Below are 20,059 nucleotides of genomic sequence, written 5' to 3'. Positions count from 1 at the left end.
TTAAAAGATTAAATCAGTTAACTGTACGGCAATCATATCGATAATAAAAATGGCCAACGAAGCGGTTACAACGGCTGAGTTTGCTGCTTTTCCGACACTTTCGGTTCCATTAGCAGCATTAAAACCTTTGTAGCACCCAATCATTCCGATAAAAAAACCAAAGAAAAATGTTTTGATAGTGGCCGGAATCAAATCAGAATAATTCAACGATTCAAAAATTTGGGCGATGTAGCGATTGAAATTAATATCATCGTGAATGTTGATCCCGATATAACCACCAAGTATTCCGACAGCATCTGCAAAAATGACTAATATCGGCACCATTAAAGTCGTCGCCAAAATGCGGGTAACCACCAGATAATTATAAGGATTGATAGCCGAAACTTCCATAGCATCAATTTGTTCCGTTACTTTCATTGATCCTAGTTCGGCACCAATTCCCGATGAAATTTTTCCCGCACAAATTAGAGCCGTAATTACCGGAGCAATTTCCCGTATGAGCGAAAGTGCCACCATACCCGGTAACCAGGATTCAGCTCCAAATTCCACTAAGGTCGGACGGGATTGAAGTGTAAGTACCAACCCCATAATAAAGCCCGTAATGGCAACAAGTGGTAAAGATTTATAACCAATAACATAACATTGTTTTCTGAGCTCTTTTAGTTCATAAGGTGGAATAAAAAGCTCCTTAAAGAACTTGCCCGCAAACAAGGTTGCATTTCCTACTTCTTCGAATGTATTTTTTAAAGTGAGAATCAAAATAGGTTGTTTTTAGTTATTGTTTATAAAGTCAAAAAACAATGGCTTATTTAAAAGTTGCTTTTGTATTATTGACCGTATTAAAGTTACTTTGGTAATAGGCGAAAAATATTACAGAACTTTTTGGGAAGTTTATATAATTTACATCGGGAGCTAAAATCAAACGAAGTAACGTTGCCCTAAAGAGTATAAAACAAAAAATCCCTTTGAGAAAAGGGATTTTAAGAGTAATAATGGGTTGTAGAATTACTTTAGTTAAAAGCGTAGTTAAATGTATTTAGGAGTGGATTGCCATAGTGGTTCTGGACTTCGATAAAGGGATTACTTTACTGTCCGTGGCCTTTAGGTTTTCCATTATTAATCTTGCGGTCAAATAACAGATTGTTGATTCAGCGCCTTGATTCAGATTGACATTTTCTCTTTCTAAACCATCGTAGCCGCCTCCGCTAACGGGGTTGTACATAATTTGATTTAAATGATTTTTACCCAAAAACCAGTTGAAGGCTGTTTTCATTTGTTGTTTGTATTCCGGGGATTTAGTGGCATTGTAAAAAGCATTTAAAGTCTGAATGGTATAGGACACATCAATCGGTTGTTCTCCGTATGGATGTGGTTCTGTATTTTTCTGATACCAGCCCTTGTTTGAAATTACACGGAAATTGTCATCGAGAAACATTTTCGAAGTCAGAAAATCAAGAGATTCCAGCGCGACTTTTTTATAGATTGGTTTGTTGGTTACTAAATAGGCATATAACATGGATTCCGGAAGGATTCCGTTGGCATAGGTGAGATAATTTTCATACCATTTCCAGTTTTTTGACGCATGAATTTCATAGTTAGAAAGCAATTTTGCATTTAATTTATTGATGATCGCCGCTACATATAAATTGGGAATTGTGCTATGGTATAAATACAAGCCTTTTGTTGCAAAACCAATCGAGCGAGGTGACTGAATATTTTCGGACCATTTTAAAGCATTTAGCAAACATTTGGATGCTTTTTTGGAAATGGAGTCCGGTAAAATTGCCGAATGAGAAACAACAGTCCCCAGTGCCCAGATCGCGCGTGCATTTGAATCTTCGAGATTTGCAGCTTCATTTTGCTCAAGATGCTCTCGGTTGTTTTCGTCAATATAATTCATAAAGTTGCCTTTGGGTTTTTGGCAACGTTCTATAAAATCGAGGTAAATTAAGATATAAGGCAAATCGTCTTTGTCTTCGGTTAATTTATAGTGCATACAAAAGGCAATCAATGCGCGTGCATTATCGTCTAAAGTATAACCGGAGGAAGGATCAGGAACAGAAATTTTACTGAATTGTATAATCCCCAACTCGGTAGTCATTTTTTTAATGTGTGCCAGTTCTATTGCAGGATAGCTGTATTTGATTTCATAGGTTTTATCCATAAGTTTTTTATAGGTATTCATATGCGTTATGGCTACGTTTTCCCAAGAGGAAGCTCGTGTTTTCCGGAAGGCATTAATTCCCATTTCTTCTCTTCGTTTTTCGTCGGAAAGTAATTGAATAGCGGCTTCGGCAAATTGATCTGCATCTCCGATATCAACTAAAATGCCCGAATCAGAAGTCAGTACCTCTAAAGTATGCGGAATTTTTGATGCAACCAGCGGACAGGCACAACTCATCGCATAAGAAAACGTTCCGCTAACCGCCTGATTAGGATCTTTGGAAGTAAACATATAAATGTCAGTGGCTTTTAAGTACTCTAAAAGATGAGCAGTATCGAGATATTCGTTTACAAATCGAACATTGTCGCGCAGTTGTAAATCATCAACCATTTGCTCCAGTCGGTTTCTATAGGCATCAACGCCATTGGTGATATTGTTTGGGTGCGTTTTTCCGATAATGAGGTAAAGTACATTTGGTGTATTTTTGATGATTTTCGGCAATGCCTTTAGACCCGTTTCGATATTTTTTCCTTCGCCCAAAAGTCCAAAAGTGGATAAAACCAGACGATCCTGAATGTCGAATTTTTTCTTTGCGCTAAAAGGAGTTTCATACACGACCACATGTGTTCCGTGTGGGACGCAAGTAATGAGCTCTTTTGAAATGCCATAATCATTGACCAAGATTTCCTGCGACTGATTGGTCATCACAAAAACCGAATGGCTATACCTCAAAAGTAATTTTACAAAAGTTCTCAATTCATCGTTTGGATTTGGAATCACGCTGTGAAAAGTAAAAGTCACCGGTTTTTTGATAACATTTAAAAAGTCCAGCAAATGATCGCCATAATTCCCTCCGAATAAACCAAATTCATGTTGAATGTGCACCAGTTTAATGCTTTTGTCAGTATTCATTTCTTCAGCGACGGTCGTGTATTCTTTTCTGTTTTTTGTATTTAAAGTAAATGCCTGCGTTGGTTTTATTTTTGGTTTATCAACCAATTCACAAATTTCACAAAGTATTGATTTACCATAAACATCGGCAATTCCTTTGATTGTATCCTGTGTATAAGTAGCTATTCCACATTGTGTTGGTGGAAAAGTTGATAGAAAAACTATTTTTGATTTAGTCGATAGTGCTTTCATAGGGATTCTTTTTTAGTTCGTTTAACAAATCATTCAGGTTCACAGAGGCCACTGCGATTTTATCATCGGCGGCACCATAATAAATATAAAGCCGCTCATCAAAAAGAGCCGTTCCGGTCGGGAAAATAACATAGTTTACATACCCATGTCTTTCGTAATATTCCGATGGAGTTATTAGCGGAACTTTTAATCTTGACAGCACCACTTTCGGATTATCCAGATCCAATAATGCGGCACAGGCATGATAAACCAATCCTTTTTCTCTGCGTTCTGCAGCATGGTAAATTAATAACCAGCCGTCAGGTGTTTCTATAGGTGGAGCACCGGGGCCAATATGACTTGTTTCGTGATCAAATTGGGGCTCCATAACGATATGATCCGGGAGATCTTTCATATATAGTTTCCAGAAATCTTCTGTCAGTTCTTTTTTATCCTCAAAACTGAAAATTTGAATGGATGGAAATAAACGGTGTAGTGCAACAAATTTTCCTTTAATTTTTTTCGGAAATAATACTACGTTTTTATCCCATACATATAAATTGTCCTTGATGGTTTCTGTTAATGGATAGTTTCTTTCTACATTAAAAGCAAGTATTTTAGCCACACTGGGATTTTGTAAATGCTTGCGGATAAGATTTGTAAATTCATTCAGTATAAATCTTGGCGTGATAATGCCTTTCTTTTTAAAGCTTTTTAAATCTTTAGAAACGGCCAAAGCACCACAGGCATTTATCCCGTCATAAGTCACATAAGTAAGATAATACAAATCATCAATTTTTGAGATTCGGGGATCTTCAACACCATGAATTTCATAAATATATTCAGGAGAAAAGAGTGGCTCTGAATTTCGCTCTACTAAAGTGGTAGGCCCTTCAAAGCGACAATACCCCACCGTTGAAAAATTACCTTTTTTGGCGGCTCTGTAAAACATATGAACTGTATTTCCGTCCTGATAAATGGCAGGATTTAAAACACCCAGTTCTTCAAAAGGGCGCTCCGTTTTTTCTAAAACCACACCATGTTTTGTAGCTAACTCCATATTTTCTAAATTTATTTTATCTAAAATTAGAACGAACAAAATGGTAGGAGTAATCCAATCCATTAAAAAATTAACTCAAAAACATTTTCATTGGAATTTTATAACGTATTAAGTGAAATTCTGATACTTCTGCTTTCTTTCTGAAATTTATTGAGTTTTGTATTTGATTGCGCTAATAAAAAAATGGATTGCGTTAAGAGCGGTTGTTTTTTAGTAAGAAATTTGAATAAGAAATTAAGAGCTTATAGTTCAATTTATAAATTAAAAACAAATCCTATGTTACGTTGGACAGTCATTTTTATTATTCTTGCCATCATTGCGGGAATATTTGGTTTTGGCGGAATTGCCGCCGGAGCAGCTAGTATTGCAAAAGTTTTATTCTTTATATTTTTAGTGTTATTCGTTATTTCATTAATATCAGGAAGAACAAAAGTGTAGCAATAATTTATTAATCGTATAAAAAAGAAGCGTCGCAGTAGTAAGTACTTGCGACGCTTCTTGTGTATTGTGAATTGTTTTTTGTGAAATGCAAAATTGTCACTAAGACCGAAAACTACCGATCGTAATACTTCCTCGTGATACAGGCAATTGGAAGTCCGATACAGAATATCAGAATTAAGACAGACAACAGGGTCGGGAAGTCCAGGCTTTTTGCGGGTAGAACCGGGAAGACGATTGGTAAAACAACCAGATTCATTACAATCCAAACTAAAATTCCGTATAAAATACCGGCAGCTAAAGTGCTCTTTTTTAAAAGTGGGAGGTAGGGATAAATGGTAAAGTAAAACCAGGCAAAAAGCAACGCAATTAAGAAATGAAAACCAAGTCCATACCATGCCATTTCAGGGCCACCGGTATAAGCTTCTTTTTTGAAAACACCACTGGCAATGGATTGTAGAATCTTTAGTGGGGTAGTTTTTTGTAAAATAAGAGCGTAAATAACAATTGCAGCAAGGATATCTAATGTTCCGGCAATTAATCCTGACAAAAAAACAGTTCCGATTTTTGAATTCATATTTTAAAGTTGCTTTAAATTGAAAATAAAATAGCGATCGATTTACTGTTTTTGTACTATTTTAGAAATGCTGTCTAACTGTCTAAGATGTCTTGTGATATGAATGAGGGCAAAATTAATCCATTCATAAAAAGTGAATTTACCGAAGCCCGGAAGTTCAAAATCAAGATAAGTTAAAGTTAAATCATGCGTTTCTGAAACCGTTAATAATTCTTCCTCTATTTTTAACAGAGCTAAAGTTAATGAATTTTTATTATATTCTTTATTGGAGGGAATTAGGAACTCAGGAGCTTCCATTTTGATGTCAAAGTTATAGAAAAGAGCTTCTATATCTTTTATTTTTTCGTCTGGTTTTCGGATAGTTTTTTCCGTTTTTCCGGCAAACATTTCGGGATAACCGGAACAGCCTGTAATAAGATGTCTAATGACTTGGGCTGCAGTCCAGCTACCTTCAAAAGGAACCGTATTCAATTCACTTTCGGAAAAAGAAGAAAGCGAATCATTCAGTTTTTTAAAGGTGTTAACGATATTTTCTTGAAGTGCTGTTTTCATTTTTAATGCTTTAAATTAAAATTAAAACTATTTTTTTCGTTTTTTGATTTACAACAAGGCTTCACACAAATACCCGTGTGAATTCAAAATTGCTATAATTTTTTTATTTGAAATGTTGGAACTGTGAATACGCAGAATTTTATCACAGTCTTCCAAATCAAAGCTGATTAGGCTGTTTGGAAAATGCTCAAGAAGTTTTCCAATAATAAGTGTCGATTGGTCTTCTTCCTGAACATTTGTTTTAAAAACTTCAATCATAAAAAATGATTTATAGCGCAATTCTTTTAAATCGCTCTAGTTTATGATACGAAACATAAGAAAGAATTAGAACCGCAAAAACGATCAGCGGGAAAAACGCCTGAAAACCTATTCCGTCAACGGCAAAATGGCTGATAGAAGCAAATGTAAAATCAAAACCAAAACCGGCATAGGCCCATTCTTTAATGCGTGCCGGAACCTGCGGGATGATTAAGGCCAAAACGCCCAGAATTTTAAAAACAACTAAAGCATTTCCAAAGTATTCAGGATAGCCCAAATGTCTGATGCCTTCTTTTGCAAGTTCACTTTGTGAAGTTAATGCCGGCATAACGCCTTCAAATAAAAAAATAAGGATAGTAGTAGTCCAGAAAATAATTTTGGTTGATTTCATAAAAATTTGTTTAAATGGTTATTGGTTAATGAGTTACAAATCTACAAATCTTATTCTTTCTATTAAATACGTATTTATGACTATTTTAGGGTCATTTGGGACAATTGTGTTTGTCTTTGGTTTTTAGTCTCGGTCTCGGTCTCAGTCTCAGTTTTCAGTCTCAGTTTGATTTAGTCAATGTAAGGAATATAAAAACTTTGTGGCTTTGCGTCTTTGTGCGAAATTTTTCACGCAGATTTGGCAGATTTAGCTGATTTATTTGGATTGCTTTTGCTTGGTTGACAGAACAAAAACGTCAAAAAACAAACTTTTTATTTAAATCCACGTAGTTAAAAAAAAGATTGGCAGTTCGTTCCCCAAAAAAGTTTAGAATTTTAAGGAGCATAAAAACTTTGCGCCTTAGCGTCTTTGTGCGAAATTTTTCATACAGATTGAGTAGATTTATGTGGATTTTCTAAGTACAACAAACACCCTAAGTATAACAAAGAAGCCAGTAACCAAAAGTTTGGAATTTGGAATTTAAAAAAGTTGGAATTTACCCCAAAATGTAATTTTTGATCACGAATAAGTCCACAAACCCCAATCGGGTATAGATATCTTTCCCCATGGCGGAGGCTTGCAGCAAAGCATATTCCGCTTTTAAATCTATTGAGAGATTAAGGGCAAATTTCATGATTTCTTCGGCAAAACCTTTGCGTCTCATTTCGGGGATGACACCCACACCGTGAATACCTGCGAAATTTTCGGTTTGATAAAGCATCAGCGTACCGATGGGTTGTTTATCGAGAGAAACTAAATAAAAATGCACTTTCGTATGATTCTGAACGAGGATTTCTTTACCAATCACATATCCAAAAGCACTAGGATAGAGAGTAGCCCAGATTCCGGCCTCTTCCTCTGATGTAATTCGTTTATAATCCAGTTTGTTTTCCAGTGTGAATTTTTGATCTAGTTTTAAAGCCATTGCTACTTGTTCGGATTTTACAACCAGGCCTTTGTCTTCCAGTATTTTATTCGAATTACTGTTGTAGATATCAAAATACGGAATAACTAAACTAGAATTTGCTTTTATTGCTTCGATGGCTTTCTCGGCATTATTTTCTGAAATATCTTCACGAAGCCACAACTTATTGGGCCAATCGGAATTTTGAATTTTAGAATATTCTAAGTTTTCGTTTTTATGATAGGATAGGGAAGAAGCTCCAACGGTTTTCCATAAACCGGTTAGATTATCAATATTATTTTCGATTAGATTGCTATTTTTCATTGCTGTTGTAATTAATGAGATTGTACTACAAAGTTAAGTTTAGAATTTGTCGAAAGTCTTTACATATGTTGATTCAGAGCTCTTTTTCCAGATTTTTTCTGATACGACTTAATTGAGTTGGTGTAATCCCCAAATGTGATGCAATGTGCAGTAGCGGAATTCTTTGCGAAATGTCAGGATGTTTATGAAGCAATTGAAGGTACCTTTCTGTTGCATTGTCCATCACTAATGAGATTTCTCTTTTTTCTTTTTCGATCACCCAATTTTTTTCCAGATAAGCAATGTAAAAGTTTTTTAGATCTTCCTTGCTGAAAATCAATTCTCTGTATTTTTTATAATTGATACAGATCAAAATAGAATCTTCTAAAGCCTCTATAGAAAAATCAGATGCTGTCTGTTGTATGGATGAGGCTTTGGAACCTGCAAAATAACCATCAAGAAAAATATTCTTGTTATAGCTATTTCCTGCCGTATCGGTAATGAAAGCTCGTAAAGCACCTTTGCAAATAAAGTAAAGTTCTTTAGCAACCTGACCAATATGCAGCAGTATGTCCCCTTTTTTTACAGATTGAAATTCAACTAGGTTTTCAAGTAATTGCCAGGATTCTTCAGAAATAGGAGCATAACTTTGAAAGTTTAGTTTTAAATCGTTGAGGTATTTCGTTTGGTCAGGAATCATTTTAAGAAGTTTAAGACATTCAAAAATACAGAAATAAGGCCAGATTTGTCAATGAAAATTATCAATTAAAACCACAATTGACAACCACAATTGGCAACCACAATTGTCAGTCTGAGCGAAGTCGAAGACCCTTTTTACCACAAAAGCCCTTCGACTTCGCTCAGGGTGACACTCAAATGATAATAAATTAAAAAATTTGTGCTAATTCGTGCAATTCGTGGCGAAAGAATCAACAAAAAAAAAACCAACAAAAAAACGCTGCAAAACCGAAGTCTCACAGCGTCACTCAAATAAATAATTAAAAAACGGGTATTATCTCCAACCTCCGCCCAATGCGCGATATAACTCGGTATTGGCAGATAATTGTTCTCTTTTTAGGTTTGCTAATTCTAATTCACTTTGCAATAAGTTGGATTGAGCGGTTAAAACTTCCAGATATTCTGCCATTCCATTTTTAAATAGCAAATTCGAATTTTTGATCGCCTGTAACAAGGTCTTTACGCGTTCCTGAAGAAACGTTTCCTGTTGTTGCAGTTTTTCTATTTTTACCATAGCATCAGCCACTTCGCTTACCGCTACCAGAACGGTTTGTCTGAAATTCAGAACTGCTTTTTCTCTTTGAACTTTGGCAATATTATATTCTGTTTTTACTTTTTTATTGTTCAGTAAAGGCTGTGTCAAACCACCAAGAGCCGTTCCGAATAAAGAAGCCGGAATGTTAAACCAACTGCTGGTTTCGAACGAATTTAATCCACCCTGAGCCGTGATTCTTAAGGCAGGATATAAATCTGCTTTTGTGATTCCGACATTTGCATTTGCGACTTTTAAGGCCAATTCGGCACTTTTTACATCCGGTCTTCTGCTTACTAATGAAGAAGGAACTCCAATAGCAGCATTATTCTTAACTTCAATGGAAGTCAAAAGAAGATTTCTTTTTTTCGCATTTGGAAATGAACCTGTCAAAACACTCAAAGCATTTTCCTGAATGGCAATGTTTTGTTCTAATAAAGGAACCAATTGTGCCGCACTTAATTTTTGTGCTTCCGATTGTTGAATGGCTAATGAAGTAACTTGTCCCGCATCGTATTTTAATTTGATGATTTTGGTGGTACTGTCATTTAGTTTCACATTTTGTTTGGCGATTTCCAATTGGGCATCCAGCATCAAAAGATTGTAATATCCTTTTGAAACATTGGCAACAATAGTGGTCTGCAGTGCTTTTTTTACTTCTTCAGATTGCAGATAATTAGCAAAAGCGCCTTTTTTCAGGTTTTTGATCTTTCCCCAAATATCAGCCTCCCAAGCCAGCGAAACTCCTACCGAATAATCTTCAACATGTTGTTTTCCTAATGCTTGATTCAAATTCATCCCGTTGAAACTGTTTTCAGAAGGACGATTGATGCTTGCATTTGCAAAAGCATTGACCTGAGGAACATTATTCCATTTAGATTGTGTGAATCTGTATTGTGCGATTTCAATGTTTTTGGCAGCGATTTGTAAATCATTATTTCGGGTTACAGCACTGTCAATTAATTGAATGATATCTTGTTCGGTAAAGAAATTTTTCCACTCCAAATCGGCAATACTTGTCGTATCTTTTGAAACCGATGCATTCCTGAAATTTTCAGGAAAGGCATCTTTTGGAGTTTCAATATCCTTCGAAACTTTACAGGATATTATAGTGGTGATCAGAATGGCGACCACCACGATTTTGGTTATATACTTTTTCATTTTTACTTTATCGTAATTAAATTTCAGGACATTTATCTTCTCTGGTGTCAAGATCTTTTGACACTTTATAGGAGAGATAAGCAACGAAGACGATAACCGTCATTAGAATTGTCGTTATATAGTTTTCCATTTTTATTTTTCGTCGTTATGAATTACAGCTACGGGTTTTCCCGAAACTTTTTCTTGTAAATGTTGGAATACGATGAATAAAACCGGGATGATAAGTAATCCGAGAATTACTCCCGAAATCATTCCACCTGCGGCACCAATACTAATCGAATGATTCCCTTGTGCCGATGGCCCTGTGGCACTCATCATCGGAATTAATCCTACTACGAAAGCCAGTGACGTCATGATAATCGGACGCAAACGTAATTTTGCAGCATCTATCGAGGCTTTGACCAATGCCTGACCTGATTTTCTTTTTTGTACCGCAAACTCTACAATAAGAATGGCATTTTTGGCAAGTAATCCGATAAGCATTACTAAAGCAACTTGTACATAAATATTGTTTTCAATTCCGGTTAAACCAATGGCTACGAATACGCCAAATATACCTGCAGGGATTGATAAGATTACGGCCAAAGGCAAAATGTAACTTTCATATTGTGCAGCAAGTAAGAAATAGATGAATATCAAACACAATAAGAAAATAGTTGCCGATTGTCCTCCTGAAGAAATTTCTTCACGGGTTTGTCCCGAAAATTCATAACTGTAACCTGCAGGTAATTGTTGCGTTGCAACTTCTTCAATCGCTTTAATCGCGTCTCCCGAACTAAATCCCGGTTTTGGAATCGCATTGATCGAAATGGAATTAAACAAATTATATCTCGAAGCGGTTTCCGAACCATAAATACGGCTTAGTTTTACCAAGGTATTTATCGGAACCATTTCGCCATTTTTGTTTTTCACAAATACTCGGTCAATAGCTGACGGGTCTGCTCTGTCGTCAATATCTGCCTGAACAACCACTCGGTAATATTTACCAAATCGGTTAAAGTCAGAGGCCTGAGCACTACCAAAATAGGCTTGCATGGTTTGCAGAATGTCTTTAACTTTTACACCTAACTGATCGGCTTTTTCATCATTAATATCCAATTGTAATTGTGGATAATCGGCTTTGAAACTGGTAAAGGCTACAGCAATCTCGGGACGTTTCATTAATTCTCCAATGAATGTTTGGGAGATTCCACTAAACTTATCCAATTTACCTCCCGTTTTATCCTGTAATACTAAATCTAATGCTTCAACATTACTAAAGCCCGGTACAGTTGGAAAACTGAATACGAAGAAACTTCCTCCTGAAATCGAACCAAGTTTGCCACGAACCTCATTCATGACTTCGTCGATATTTTTGATTTTGCCACGTTCTTCATTTGGTTTAAGCAATACAAAAATAACGGCAGAAGACGGACTTGTAGAATTGGTCAGTAAGTTGAAACCTGAAATAGCAGTTACAAAACGGAAAGGATCCATACCTCTCAGCGTATTTTCGGCCTGAGTCATTACTTTTTGAGTTCCGTCTAAAGAAGTCCCCGAAGGCGTATTAACTGCAATAGCAATAAACCCTTGATCTTCTGTTGGAATAAATCCTGATGGCGTTGTTTTTACCATTACAATCGTTGCGAATGTAATTAGAACCAAACCTCCTAAACTAACCCATTTGTTGCGAATTAAGAATTTTAATCCACCAACATAACGGTTGGTCAAAGCGTTGAAACTGTTATTAAATCCGGCAAAGAATTTTTCTTTAAACCCTTGTTTCACATAAGGAGTTGCATCATCATGTGCACCATGATTATCTTTTAGGAATAAAGCAGCAAGAGCAGGACTTAAAGTCAAAGCGTTTACTGCCGAAATTACAATTGCAATAGCCATAGTGAAAGCAAACTGACGGTAGAAAACACCTGTTGAGCCTTCCATAAAACCAACCGGCAGGAATACAGCAGCCATTACCAGCGTAATCGAGATAATAGCACCCGTAATTTCGTGCATGGCTTCATGAGTCGCTACTTTTGGAGACAGTTGTTTGTGTTCCATTTTGGCATGCACGGCTTCGACTACCACAATCGCATCATCGACGACAATACCAATGGCTAAGATTAGGGCGAAAAGCGTCAAAAGGTTAATCGAGAATCCGAACAGCTGCATGAAGAAGAACGTTCCTAAGATGGCCACCGGAACAGCAATAGCCGGAATTAAAGTCGATCTAAAATCCTGAAGGAAAATAAATACCACAATAAATACTAGTATAAAAGCTTCAATTAAAGTATGTTCAACCTGAGCAATAGATTGATCCAGAGATACTTTTGTACTGTAGAAAATATTGTGTTTTATTCCTGTTGGGAAATCTTTAGAAGCTTTAACCATCAATTCGTTAATCGCCACCTGAATATCGTTGGAGTTAGATCCGGCCAACTGAATGATACCAATTACAACTCCTTTTTTACCGTTTAAACGTGTCAAACTGTTGTACGAATACGCTCCAAGTTCAACTCTTGCCACATCTTTCAAGCGAAGGACTGAACCGTCAGCATTTGAACGAATAGCAATATTTTGATAATCTTCCGGTTTGGTTAGTTTTCCTTTGTATTTAATTACATATTCGAAAACTTCTTTACTTCTCTCTCCAAATTTACCCGGAGCAGCTTCCAAACTTTTGTCTTGAATGGCTGCCATAACTTCATTTGGCGTCACATTATAAGTTGACATTTGTGTTGGATTTAACCAAACACGCATCGAGTAATCTTTTACACCACCAAAAATACTCGCAGAACCTACACCCGGAATACGTTTGATTTCGGGAATAATATTGATTTGTGCATAATTGGCAACAAAGGTCTGATCGTATTTAGATTCATCATCGGTGTACATACCGATTGCCATGATAAAACTGTTTTGTTGTTTTGCGGTAATTACACCTTGTTGAACAACTTCTGCAGGCAACTGACTTGTCGCCTGAGCCACTCTGTTCTGAACGTTAACCGCTGCCTGATCGGCATCTGTACCCAGTTTAAAGAACACGGTAATAGCCAAAGTACCATCATTACTGGCAGTTGAGCTCATATAAGTCATATTCTCAACACCATTTATAGATTCTTCCAGAGAAGGAGCAACAGAACGCAGAACCGTTTCTGCATTCGCTCCCGGATAAACTGCCGTTACCAAAACCGATGGCGGTGCAATATCAGGAAACTGTTGTAAAGGCAATTTTGTAAGTCCGAGCACTCCCAAAATCACCAACAGTATGGAGATGACGGTTGCCAGTACGGGTCTTTGTATAAATATTTTGAACATTTTCGTAAAAATTATTTTTTGTTAATTATTTGGGCAACTTTTGTTGTATTTGATTTCTCAGGCTGAATGGCCTGACCTTCTTGTAGTTTGTCAATACCACTCAATACAATTTGGTCACCGGATTTTACACCGTCTTTGATTAGATAATTAGTACCACTTTTACCGATAACAGTAATGGGCATTTTGGTTACTTTGTTTTCTTTGTTGACAGTAAAAACAAAAACTTTATCCTGCATTTCGATTGTTGCAGATTGAGGAACCAGAATAGCATCATCATGTTGAAGACCTAAACGAATTCTTCCTGTATTTCCCGAACGTAAAGTTCCGTTGGCATTTGGAAAAGTGGCTCTTAACGTAATGGCACCTGTAGTTTTATCAAACTGACCGTCAACCATATCAATTTTTCCCGATTGCGGATAAGCGTTGTTGTCTGCTAATATTAAAGAAACCGGAGGCAATTTTTTGATTTTGTCTCCAATGCTGTTTCCTGCATATTGCGCTTTAAAGTTGATGAAATCGGTTTCACCCAAAGAGAAGTAAACAAAAACTTCATGTACATCTGAAAGTGTTGTCAAAGCTTCCACATCGGTTGCTGAAACTAAACTTCCTTGTTTTTTAGGTAATCTTCCGATATAACCACTTACGGGAGCAGTAACGTTGGTGTAGCCTAAATTAATTTTGGCAGATTCAACCATTGCTTTTGCTTGTTCGATATTGGCTGAAGCAATTTTTTGAGAAGCTTTAGCGGTTTTTAACTGATAATCAGAAACCACTTTGTTTTGTACCAAAGGAGTTAATTTATCTACTTCTAACTGCGCATTGATTAAAGCCGCTTCAGCAGCGTGAAGATTTGCCAAAGCATTGTTTAATTGCTCACGAAACGGACGTTCGTTTATTTTGAATAAAGACTGCCCTTTAGAAACATAAGCGCCTTCATCTACCAAAACGCGGTCTAAATTCCCACTAACCTGTGGACGGATTTCAACATCAACAGTTCCTTGTATAGAAGCCGGATATTCGGCATCTGTGGTAGTGTTTTCGCTTGTTATGGCCAAAACCGGTAATAGTGGTGCCGGTGCAGCAGCTGGTCCTTGTGATTTATCTGCACAACTGGTTAATACTAGTGCCAGAATAAAACTGGTTATAATTACATTTTTCATTTTAATATTGGTTTTAATTTGTTGGACATTCTCGTTTTTAAAATATTTATTTATAGTTGTATTTGAGTTCATTTTTTAATAGTATTAAATTTCCTAACGTTGTTAAGTAAATTGGCGCAAAATTCCATATAATTATGCCTTCCAAATCTATTTCATAATTGGTATTAAATTATTTATCACTGTTAAGTAAAATAGTAAAAAAGGGTTCTATATTACTTTATTAAATTATTTATCAGTGTTAAGTGAAATAGAAAAAAAGGTCTAAATTACTCTATTAAATCATTTATCACTGTTAAGTAACGATTAAATTTTTTTTATTGTATTGATTTTATGATACCACCAATCGCGTCTTTCAGAATCTGATTGTTGATTGTTTCCATTACGTCACTTTTAGTTATGATATTGATCGCAATCAAACCGTGAATGACAGAAAAGAAAGTATAATATTTTTGTGTAATAACTTCCTGAGTTGGGTTACTGTTTTTCATAACCTTAGCAATTACATCAGTAAATAATCGATAAGGTGTTTTAGCAGCATCACATTGCTCCGAGCAACAGTTCATTTGTACGCCAAACATCACTTGATACATTTCGGTATCGGTAAAAGCAAAATCCCAATACGCCATCCACATGGCTTCTAATTGGTCTTCCGGTTTTTCAAATTGTGCTTTAGCTACTTCCAGTTCTTTTCCTAACTTTATAAAACCTTTACCCGTTAGTTCGCGTAAAATGGCATCTTTGTTGGAGAAATATTCATAGATAATCGGAGCAGTGTATTCAATCTTGTCGGCAATCTTTCGCATACTAAGACCTTGCCATCCATCCTCTTTAACGATGTCATAAGCAGCCTCAAGAATGTTACTTCTTGTTTCTTCTTTTTGTCTTAAAATTCGATCTTTACTTGCCATTTTGATTGAGTATTAAATTACTTAACACTGTTAGGCAAATGTATGGCGATTTTTTAAAAGAAAATAATTTTCTGCGATTGTTTTTTCTTATAGCACTATAAACACCTTGTAAAGGACTGATTTTACAAGCCTTAATATCATTTCGACAAAGGAGAAATCACACAAGTTGCTCCGTTTTAATTTTCCGCAATCTTGTCATACTGAATAACGAAGTATTTTCAGAAGTAACTCCTTAAACTTGAGTTAACCGCAATCGATTCAGCGAACGGAGATCCTTCGTTCCTCAGGATGACAAACTGTACGTGAGCTTCTTGTGTGATTTGCGTCTATTCGCTTTCGTTGAAGTCTCCTTTGTCGAAAGAGCACGATTGTGAAAGTTTAATTTAATAAGATGAATAAGGTATCGTTTCTTTTGAGGTCAGATTGAAAATCATAAAAGAAGGATTTTTCTTTCTTTTATGATTTTGTATTTGTAATATTGCGTAACTAATAATAGAAGGAAATGGATGAGATGAAAATTATTATCGAAAGAAACGAGGATGGCTTTTGGGGATATGCCGAAAATGAGAAAGCAATTGTGGGCGGTGGAGATACCGTTCACGAATGCAAACAAGATGTATTAGATTGTATTGAAACGCTTAAAGAACTTAACGCTGATAATAAATTAGAGTTTCTTGAAAAAGAATATGAATTGGTTTATGAGTTTGATATCGTTAGTTTATTAAGTTATTACAAAGGAATATTTACAAATTCTGCACTTGAACGTATAACGGGTATAAATCAAAAACAAATACAACATTATGCTTCCGGTCACAGAAATCCAAGAGAGGAGCAACGTTTAAAAATTGAAAATGCTTTACATACTTTAGGTAAAGAACTTTTGTCTGTAGAGTTATAGATAATGATTAGATATAATTTGTGTATTTAACCGCAAGGCTCGCAAAGGACTACGCTAAGATCGCAACGCTTTGCGAACTTTGCGAAAAAACCTTGCGAGCCTTGCGGTTAAACTTAGGTAACGTTCTTATTTTATAGGATGTTTATCAGGATTTTGTGAAGTATGATTCTATAATTCATACTTATTTTTTAAATCTGTATAAATTGATTCAGCGTCTTTGTATTCATTTTTGTCTGAATTTATTTGACTGTCTAAAATTTGTTGTTGTTCGGTAGATAATTGGAAGGGTTTATCATTGGCAATTTCGAATTTTATCTTTAATGCTTTCATAATAGCCTTAACTGCTTCAATTTGTGAAGCATCCTCTGTGTAAGCTTTGATGTTTATTACTTGCATGATTTTAGATTAAGATATTCGTAAAAACAAAGTTAAGCTAAAAGTCTAGTTTGGGGATAAATAGACAGGATATTTTAACAATTTTGTTAGTTTCAGGGTTGAAATGAGATTTTGTATTTAACCACAAGACTCGCAAAGATTTTTTCTTGCACGCAGATTTAGCAGATTGCGCAGATTTTTTTATATGAGGTAAATAGATCAGCCTAATCTGCTAAATCTGCGTGCAAAAAATAGGTACTAAATTAAAATGGAGTCGTAATGCTATAAAATTATACGCAAGCCTTGCGGTTAATTCACATAAAGAGTATGAGCAAATTACGCCCCGTATAAGCTCCTTATCTTATCATTGACAGCACTATAAAACGGTGTCTGAATACCATTTTTAAAACATTCATCAATAACATAGTCAACCAAAAAGGCTTTCTCGGTTTTGTTATTATTCTCAAAATCAAGCTGCAATGATGATTTGGACTGATAAGGGAACTTGTCTAATAAATTTTTAGCCGTTTCAATATCTTCATGAGTAAGAACGATATTGTTTTTGCCGGCAAGAGATTGAATCTCGACCATCATATTTTCGAGGATATGCATTAATTCTTTGTTTTCCAGTAGTGCTCCGAAAGACACTTTATAAGCTGAAGTAATAGCAGCAACCGGAGCCACGAAAAGATACTTTTTCCACAAAATCTCTTTTATGGTATCAACCTGTGTGATATCCAGATTTCCATTTAGTAATATATCGGTTATCCATTTAGAATTTTCGTTGCCTCCGATGAAAATTTTACCAGGGCCTCCGATATGTTGTATGTGTCCTGGTTTTTTTACATTGGATGCCACATAAATGCAACCTTCAATAATTGGTTTTGAATCAGGTAAAATGCTACCAATTATCTCTGCTGCGTTGACTACATTTTGTAAAGTAATTATTTGAGTGTCGACAGTAATACAGTCTTTGTAAGTCGATAACATTTCGTTTATTGAATAGGATTTGCAGCTTAGAAGTATCACATCTAATGGTCCTATTTCACTTGGATTGTCGGATGCCAAGTAGGGGTGTACCGTTTCTGTTTTATCTTTAGATTCGAAGATCAGACCCTTGTTTTGAATGTTGTTTTTGGTTTCTCCTCTGCAAATAAAAATAATCTGCACATTGGTATTTTGGTATTTTTTCGCCAGCGGAGCACCTATAAAACCGCCAATACCACCAATTCCTAAAATTCCAATTTTTATTGTAGCTGAGTTCATTTTGTTTTTGTTTTAATTTATAGAATAACAAAGTAAACAGATTCAAAGAAATTTACAGATGTAATAATATAGGTTATATTTGTAAAAATTAAGGATTATGAATAACACTTTTTTTATATACAATGATTTTGAAATCTATTCGGTAGAGGAACTGACTTGGAAGAAAGAAATGCACCGACATAATTTTTTCGAAATACTATTTATTGAATATGGGGAAGGGATTCACATTTTAAATTCGAATAAACATTCGTATAAAAAAGACGATATTTATTTGCTGACGCCAAAGGATTATCATTCTTTTAAAACGGCAAAACCAACAAAGTTTCATTGTCTGCGATTTCTTCCGGGTTTTTTCTCCGATAAAAGTGAAAGTGAAGACATCGAACAATTATTCTTTTTGCACAATCAGACCAACGGAAATCTAATCTTTCTGGATGATGACAAGGTTTTTTGTGAATCGATTATCTTAAAAATTCTTGATGAGGTTGCACACCAGAAAAATCAAAACGAAAGTGTGATAAAGTGTTTGATGATGACCCTGATTCAATTGATTAAACGAAATGCGGTCAACAATTACGATACGCTCGATTATAAAGTTACGGAGATCTTAAAGATTGATACGATTTTAAATTATATTCGTGTTCATATTGCGAATCCGCATTTGCTCAAAAAGAAGGAAATGGCGAATCACTTTAATGTTTCTTTAAACTACATTGGAGAATATTTTAAAAAGCATTTGAATATCAGTTTAAGAGATTATATCGAACAAACGAAACTGAATGTTATTACAGAAAAATTGAAAAAGAGCAATTTGACTTTTTCCGAAATCAGTAACGATTTGGGGTTTATAGACAGCAGTCATTTTAATAAGTTTATCATGAAAAGCACAGGGAAATCGCCTTCTGATTTTAAAAGAACATTAAGTACGGATGGTGTTGGAGTTGTTTAATTGATTTGCTGAAATGACAGATTTGAAGTTAATGTGACTTTAGAATTATGTAAGTGTAGGTTTCTAATATATTATTGCAAACCTTTAAATGAGAGTATTTTCTTATTTTTACAGTTCTTAAATCTTCACATTAAGAACAAAATTAAATTTGCCCTTGTGCTATGTAGTAAAGCTCCGAAAGGACTTTGACGCCGTGAAGAAGCGTAAGACTGCTAACGTATGAGGGCTATTATTCTTAAATCTTCACATTATGAGTACCAACACACTTTCTAAAAAAGCTGAAACAAGGCTAATCGATTTTTTTAACAATACTATAGACCGAAAAGATATGGCTAAGGTATTAAGACAGGTAAATTATATACTCGCTTTAGGAGTTATAAAGGAAGAAGGGGCAACCGATTTAGAAGATAATTTTTATTGGTTGAATGAATTGGCCGAAGTTTTAAATCCTTATTTGGATAAGGAATAGATTTTGTTTGATTTGTAAAATTTATAAACCTCGATCTTGAAAAGATGGAGGTTTTTTTATTCTTTGTAATCATTACATTATCATTACAAAAGTTTTCTCACTTGGGAATGACTATGGTAAATAAGTTACTGTAATGCCATCCCGTATATCCATATTTTAAACTTGCTATGAATATACCCAGTGATAAGTTGAAAATAATACTTGCAATAGTCATAAAACTGAACAGTTTATTTTTAATTAAAATTAATACTGAGCCAATAGTAATTAAGAAGGCGTAGATGTTAATATAGTGTGCAGTTTGCGGACCTGTAATTATAGAGCCAAGGAAGCTGAATAGCATTATACAGGACGATATGATAGAAAGTAAAAATATATTTTGATATTCTTTTTTATAAGTCATTTTGTACTGCGGTATACGTTATCATTTTTCTTTTGGTTGTGTGCTGGCGCGAGCGTCCCGCTCGTGCTATACGTCATCAAATTTAAGTTATTTTTGCT

Annotated in this window: 19 protein-coding genes; 4 read left to right on the top strand and 15 right to left on the bottom strand. The window is 35.3% G+C overall.

The annotated features are described in order from the left end of the window. From ACHRV5_RS17250 to ACHRV5_RS17240, 3 genes are all read right to left on the bottom strand, one after another. Window positions 1-759, bottom strand: coding sequence for an ABC transporter permease (locus ACHRV5_RS17250; protein ID WP_047777168.1), 759 nt, complete (start codon window positions 757-759; stop codon window positions 1-3). A 277-nt stretch (window positions 760-1,036) separates the two neighbouring features. Next, window positions 1,037-3,307 carry a glycosyltransferase gene (locus ACHRV5_RS17245; RefSeq protein ID WP_395427587.1) on the bottom strand — a complete coding sequence of 757 codons (2,271 nt, stop codon included), beginning with the start codon at window positions 3,305-3,307 and terminating at the stop codon, window positions 1,037-1,039. Continuing rightward, complete coding sequence (locus tag ACHRV5_RS17240) at window positions 3,288-4,346, bottom strand: pesticidal protein Cry7Aa (protein WP_395427586.1); 1,059 nt, start codon at window positions 4,344-4,346, stop codon at window positions 3,288-3,290. Before ACHRV5_RS17240 ends, ACHRV5_RS17245 begins: the two co-directional genes overlap by 20 nt. Before the next feature lie 276 nt (window positions 4,347-4,622). Here ACHRV5_RS17240 and ACHRV5_RS17235 point away from each other — a divergent pair, with 276 nt between their 5' ends. Continuing rightward, window positions 4,623-4,784, top strand: coding sequence for a DUF1328 family protein (locus ACHRV5_RS17235; RefSeq protein ID WP_047777346.1), 162 nt, complete (start codon window positions 4,623-4,625; stop codon window positions 4,782-4,784). A gap of 115 nt (window positions 4,785-4,899) precedes the next feature. On the opposite strand, the gene ACHRV5_RS17230 is transcribed toward ACHRV5_RS17235, so the two are convergent. The 10 genes from ACHRV5_RS17230 to ACHRV5_RS17185 form a co-directional block, all read right to left on the bottom strand. Continuing rightward, a complete protein-coding gene (locus ACHRV5_RS17230) occupies window positions 4,900-5,361 on the bottom strand; it encodes a DUF1440 domain-containing protein (protein WP_230002334.1) in 462 nt (153 codons plus the stop codon). 42 nt (window positions 5,362-5,403) lie between these two features. Further along, complete coding sequence (locus ACHRV5_RS17225; protein ID WP_395427584.1) at window positions 5,404-5,913, bottom strand: DinB family protein; 510 nt, start codon at window positions 5,911-5,913, stop codon at window positions 5,404-5,406. A gap of 48 nt (window positions 5,914-5,961) precedes the next feature. Next, a complete protein-coding gene (locus tag ACHRV5_RS17220) occupies window positions 5,962-6,171 on the bottom strand; it encodes a hypothetical protein (RefSeq protein ID WP_395427583.1) in 210 nt (69 codons plus the stop codon). Between the two features lie 10 nt (window positions 6,172-6,181). Continuing rightward, window positions 6,182-6,562, bottom strand: a complete 381-nt coding sequence (locus tag ACHRV5_RS17215) for a DoxX family protein (protein ID WP_047777181.1) — start codon at window positions 6,560-6,562, stop codon at window positions 6,182-6,184. 535 nt (window positions 6,563-7,097) lie between these two features. After that, window positions 7,098-7,829 (bottom strand): GNAT family N-acetyltransferase, encoded by a 732-nt coding sequence (locus ACHRV5_RS17210; RefSeq protein ID WP_395427582.1) that lies wholly within the window; start codon window positions 7,827-7,829, stop codon window positions 7,098-7,100. A gap of 73 nt (window positions 7,830-7,902) precedes the next feature. Beyond that, window positions 7,903-8,508 (bottom strand): Crp/Fnr family transcriptional regulator, encoded by a 606-nt coding sequence (locus ACHRV5_RS17205; protein WP_395427581.1) that lies wholly within the window; start codon window positions 8,506-8,508, stop codon window positions 7,903-7,905. Window positions 8,509-8,820: 312 nt separating this feature from the next. After that, window positions 8,821-10,239: a TolC family protein gene (locus tag ACHRV5_RS17200; protein WP_395427580.1), complete on the bottom strand. Its 1,419-nt coding sequence runs from the start codon at window positions 10,237-10,239 to the stop codon at window positions 8,821-8,823. 132 nt (window positions 10,240-10,371) lie between these two features. Continuing rightward, window positions 10,372-13,536 (bottom strand): efflux RND transporter permease subunit, encoded by a 3,165-nt coding sequence (locus ACHRV5_RS17195; RefSeq protein WP_395427579.1) that lies wholly within the window; start codon window positions 13,534-13,536, stop codon window positions 10,372-10,374. An 11-nt stretch (window positions 13,537-13,547) separates the two neighbouring features. Then, a complete protein-coding gene (locus ACHRV5_RS17190) occupies window positions 13,548-14,696 on the bottom strand; it encodes an efflux RND transporter periplasmic adaptor subunit (protein ID WP_240478089.1) in 1,149 nt (382 codons plus the stop codon). A gap of 314 nt (window positions 14,697-15,010) precedes the next feature. Further along, entirely contained in the window at window positions 15,011-15,604 is a 594-nt protein-coding gene (locus ACHRV5_RS17185; RefSeq protein WP_395427578.1) for a TetR/AcrR family transcriptional regulator, read from the bottom strand. A 502-nt stretch (window positions 15,605-16,106) separates the two neighbouring features. Between ACHRV5_RS17185 and ACHRV5_RS17180 the strand changes: the two genes are divergently transcribed. Further along, on the top strand, window positions 16,107-16,502 hold the full coding sequence (locus ACHRV5_RS17180) for a type II toxin-antitoxin system HicB family antitoxin (RefSeq protein ID WP_395427577.1): 396 nt from the start codon (window positions 16,107-16,109) through the stop codon (window positions 16,500-16,502). Window positions 16,503-16,670: 168 nt separating this feature from the next. Here the strand turns inward: ACHRV5_RS17180 and ACHRV5_RS17175 are convergent, their stop codons facing one another. Together ACHRV5_RS17175 and ACHRV5_RS17170 are read right to left on the bottom strand one after the other, a co-directional pair. Then, on the bottom strand, window positions 16,671-16,898 hold the full coding sequence (locus ACHRV5_RS17175; RefSeq protein ID WP_395427575.1) for a hypothetical protein: 228 nt from the start codon (window positions 16,896-16,898) through the stop codon (window positions 16,671-16,673). A 315-nt stretch (window positions 16,899-17,213) separates the two neighbouring features. Beyond that, window positions 17,214-18,143: a ketopantoate reductase family protein gene (locus ACHRV5_RS17170; RefSeq protein ID WP_395427573.1), complete on the bottom strand. Its 930-nt coding sequence runs from the start codon at window positions 18,141-18,143 to the stop codon at window positions 17,214-17,216. Window positions 18,144-18,240: 97 nt separating this feature from the next. Between ACHRV5_RS17170 and ACHRV5_RS17165 the strand changes: the two genes are divergently transcribed. After that, window positions 18,241-19,092 carry a helix-turn-helix domain-containing protein gene (locus ACHRV5_RS17165; protein ID WP_230002325.1) on the top strand — a complete coding sequence of 284 codons (852 nt, stop codon included), beginning with the start codon at window positions 18,241-18,243 and terminating at the stop codon, window positions 19,090-19,092. A gap of 250 nt (window positions 19,093-19,342) precedes the next feature. Continuing rightward, window positions 19,343-19,561, top strand: coding sequence for a hypothetical protein (locus tag ACHRV5_RS17160; protein ID WP_230002324.1), 219 nt, complete (start codon window positions 19,343-19,345; stop codon window positions 19,559-19,561). Window positions 19,562-20,059: the final 498 nt, after the last annotated feature.

Origin of the sequence: Flavobacterium sp. FlaQc-52, assembly GCF_044007495.1 — a bacterium.
In the GTDB taxonomy this organism is placed as follows: Bacteria; Bacteroidota; Bacteroidia; order Flavobacteriales; family Flavobacteriaceae; genus Flavobacterium; species Flavobacterium cupriresistens.
This window is presented reverse-complemented; position numbering and strand designations above follow the sequence as displayed.

Excerpts from the sequence above, each read along its gene's own strand:
- ACHRV5_RS17165 (WP_230002325.1), top strand. The coding sequence starts at position 18,241 with ATGAATAACACTTTTTTTATATACAATGATTTTGAAATCTATTCGGTA.
- ACHRV5_RS17180 (WP_395427577.1), top strand. The coding sequence starts at position 16,107 with ATGGATGAGATGAAAATTATTATCGAAAGAAACGAGGATGGCTTTTGG.
- ACHRV5_RS17220 (WP_395427583.1), bottom strand. The coding sequence starts at position 6,171 with ATGATTGAAGTTTTTAAAACAAATGTTCAGGAAGAAGACCAATCGACA.
- ACHRV5_RS17240 (WP_395427586.1), bottom strand. The coding sequence starts at position 4,346 with ATGGAGTTAGCTACAAAACATGGTGTGGTTTTAGAAAAAACGGAGCGC.
- ACHRV5_RS17170 (WP_395427573.1), bottom strand. The coding sequence starts at position 18,143 with ATGAACTCAGCTACAATAAAAATTGGAATTTTAGGAATTGGTGGTATT.
- ACHRV5_RS17190 (WP_240478089.1), bottom strand. The coding sequence starts at position 14,696 with ATGAAAAATGTAATTATAACCAGTTTTATTCTGGCACTAGTATTAACC.
- ACHRV5_RS17195 (WP_395427579.1), bottom strand. The coding sequence starts at position 13,536 with ATGTTCAAAATATTTATACAAAGACCCGTACTGGCAACCGTCATCTCC.
- ACHRV5_RS17200 (WP_395427580.1), bottom strand. The coding sequence starts at position 10,239 with ATGAAAAAGTATATAACCAAAATCGTGGTGGTCGCCATTCTGATCACC.
- ACHRV5_RS17205 (WP_395427581.1), bottom strand. The coding sequence starts at position 8,508 with ATGATTCCTGACCAAACGAAATACCTCAACGATTTAAAACTAAACTTT.
- ACHRV5_RS17245 (WP_395427587.1), bottom strand. The coding sequence starts at position 3,307 with ATGAAAGCACTATCGACTAAATCAAAAATAGTTTTTCTATCAACTTTT.
- ACHRV5_RS17160 (WP_230002324.1), top strand. The coding sequence starts at position 19,343 with ATGAGTACCAACACACTTTCTAAAAAAGCTGAAACAAGGCTAATCGAT.
- ACHRV5_RS17210 (WP_395427582.1), bottom strand. The coding sequence starts at position 7,829 with ATGAAAAATAGCAATCTAATCGAAAATAATATTGATAATCTAACCGGT.
- ACHRV5_RS17215 (WP_047777181.1), bottom strand. The coding sequence starts at position 6,562 with ATGAAATCAACCAAAATTATTTTCTGGACTACTACTATCCTTATTTTT.
- ACHRV5_RS17230 (WP_230002334.1), bottom strand. The coding sequence starts at position 5,361 with ATGAATTCAAAAATCGGAACTGTTTTTTTGTCAGGATTAATTGCCGGA.
- ACHRV5_RS17225 (WP_395427584.1), bottom strand. The coding sequence starts at position 5,913 with ATGAAAACAGCACTTCAAGAAAATATCGTTAACACCTTTAAAAAACTG.
- ACHRV5_RS17185 (WP_395427578.1), bottom strand. The coding sequence starts at position 15,604 with ATGGCAAGTAAAGATCGAATTTTAAGACAAAAAGAAGAAACAAGAAGT.
- ACHRV5_RS17235 (WP_047777346.1), top strand. The coding sequence starts at position 4,623 with ATGTTACGTTGGACAGTCATTTTTATTATTCTTGCCATCATTGCGGGA.
- ACHRV5_RS17175 (WP_395427575.1), bottom strand. The coding sequence starts at position 16,898 with ATGCAAGTAATAAACATCAAAGCTTACACAGAGGATGCTTCACAAATT.